This window comes from Bradyrhizobium sp. INPA03-11B (genome assembly GCF_040446015.1).
GTDB classification, from domain to species: Bacteria; Pseudomonadota; Alphaproteobacteria; order Rhizobiales; family Xanthobacteraceae; genus Bradyrhizobium; species Bradyrhizobium macuxiense_A.
The window spans coordinates 1-1,745 of record NZ_JASGSR010000256.1; the positions used below are offsets into that span (position 1 = coordinate 1).

Annotated in this window: 1 protein-coding gene and 2 pseudogenes; all 3 read left to right on the plus strand. The window is 60.7% G+C overall.

Features of this window, described 5'->3' with window-relative positions:
* Nucleotides 1-295 (plus strand): annotated as a pseudogene (locus tag QMZ05_RS40730) (IS5/IS1182 family transposase); the annotation flags it as partial.
* A gap of 98 nt (nucleotides 296-393) precedes the next feature.
* Nucleotides 394-1,248, plus strand: a complete 855-nt coding sequence (locus QMZ05_RS40735; protein WP_353705878.1) for an SDR family NAD(P)-dependent oxidoreductase — start codon at nucleotides 394-396, stop codon at nucleotides 1,246-1,248.
* Between the two features lie 232 nt (nucleotides 1,249-1,480).
* Nucleotides 1,481-1,745: pseudogene (locus tag QMZ05_RS40740) on the plus strand (flotillin family protein); the annotation flags it as partial.

Here is a 1,745-nt window from a genome sequence, read left to right on the forward strand (position 1 = left end):
GGGTACATGCGTACATGAAAGTCGCGGCTGGAGCCTGTAGCGCGGACAACAATCAGGAAGCTATGGGGTCGCTCACGAGGTGTCCTGACCAGCAAGATTCACGCGGTGGTGGACACCAATGGCCTGCCGGTCCATCTCGCCCTCACGCCCGATTCCGCCGAAACGAAATCGCAAAGACCCGATCTGCTTCAGTCCGTATCTGTATCGCGCACGCAATCTGATCGAACGGTACTTCAACAAGATCAAGCAATGTCGGCGTGTCGCGACCCGATACGACAAACTCGCAGCCAACTAACATCCCGCACACTTCCCAATCGCTTGAAAGTGCGGTCATATGGCGCCCGGTGACATCCGGCGCTTTGGGGTGAGGGTGTCCGCTTGCACGGGGGGAGAATGCGCGTGAAGGAACTCGCTGGAAAGACTGCGTTCGTGACGGGTGCCGCGTCGGGCATTGGATTGGGGATCGCGACCGCTTTGGCCCAGGCGGGGGCGAAGGTCATGCTTTGCGATATTGAAGACGCGGCTCTGTCCGCGGCGCTCGAGCAACTGAGGCGCACCAACGCCGATGTCGACGGCGTGAAAGCGGACGTCTCACTCAAGGCCGAGCTCGTGGCCGCGGCCGAAGCTACGACGGCCCGCTACGGCAAGGTGCATATCCTCGTCAACAACGCGGGCGTCGGCGGCGGTGGCCCCTATGGCACCTGGACCGACACCTCGTGGAATTGGACCCTCGAGGTCAACCTGATGGCGACCATCTGGGGGATCGAGATTTTCGGGCCGTTGATCGAGCAGCATGGTGAGGGTGGACACATCGTCTCCACGGCCTCGCTCGCCGGCATTATTTCAGGAGGAAGCACGGCCTACAACGTTTCAAAGTATGGCGTCGTCGCGCTGTCCGAGGGCCTGCGGCCTGAACTCGCGCCCCGCGGGATCGGCGTATCGGTGCTGTGTCCCGGCTTCATCCGCACGCACATCATGGACTCCAGGCGCAACCTTCCCAAGCGCTTCGAGGGGGAGACGCGTACCTTGCCGACGTCGGGCCCGCTTGCCGAGCGGATCAATCAGGTCCGCCAACGCATCTCCGAGGGCATCGACCCCATGTATGTCGGTGAACTCGTCCGCGAAGGCATCGAAAACGATTGGCCCTATATCTTCACCGACCTCGAATTCGAGCCGGTGGTCGACGCGCGCTTCGCCGCAATCAAGCAAGGCTTTGACCAGATCCGCGGGCGCAACCCGAAACGTTGAGCACGCGGCCCGTCCACCAGCTGCTGCGAATGATGCGCAATCGCAGCATGCTTTTCGCGCCGATCGATGTCGCGCCACCAGTGCTGCGGTTCATCCCGTCATCAAAAAAGATTGGCAGTGCGAATAAAGTTCATGCCTTGCGCCGCCATGGCCGCTCCACATCTCCGCATCGCAATTCTTGGGTCAGGTTTGGGTCCCCAAACCGCCCAGTTGCGAATTGTGGAGACGGACTATGGACTTCGTCGGTTTTCTTAATGGCTTAGGTTTAACCCAACCGGCCATTTGGACCGCAGCTTTGATCGCGATCGTGATCCTGCTGCGCGTATCGAACGTATTTCGCTACATTCCCAACAATCAGGTCGGCATCGTCGAGAAGCTGTGGTCGACCAAGGGCTCGATCGATGACGGCTTCATCGCGCTCAACGGCGAGGCCGGCTATGAGCCGGAGGTGCTGCGCGGCGGCCTGCACGTGATGTTTCCCCTCATGTACCGGATCC

What these genes read in the sequence shown, in the direction of transcription:
- QMZ05_RS40735 (WP_353705878.1), top strand. Translation starts at nt 394, where the DNA reads ATGCGCGTGAAGGAACTCGCTGGAAAGACTGCGTTCGTGACGGGTGCC.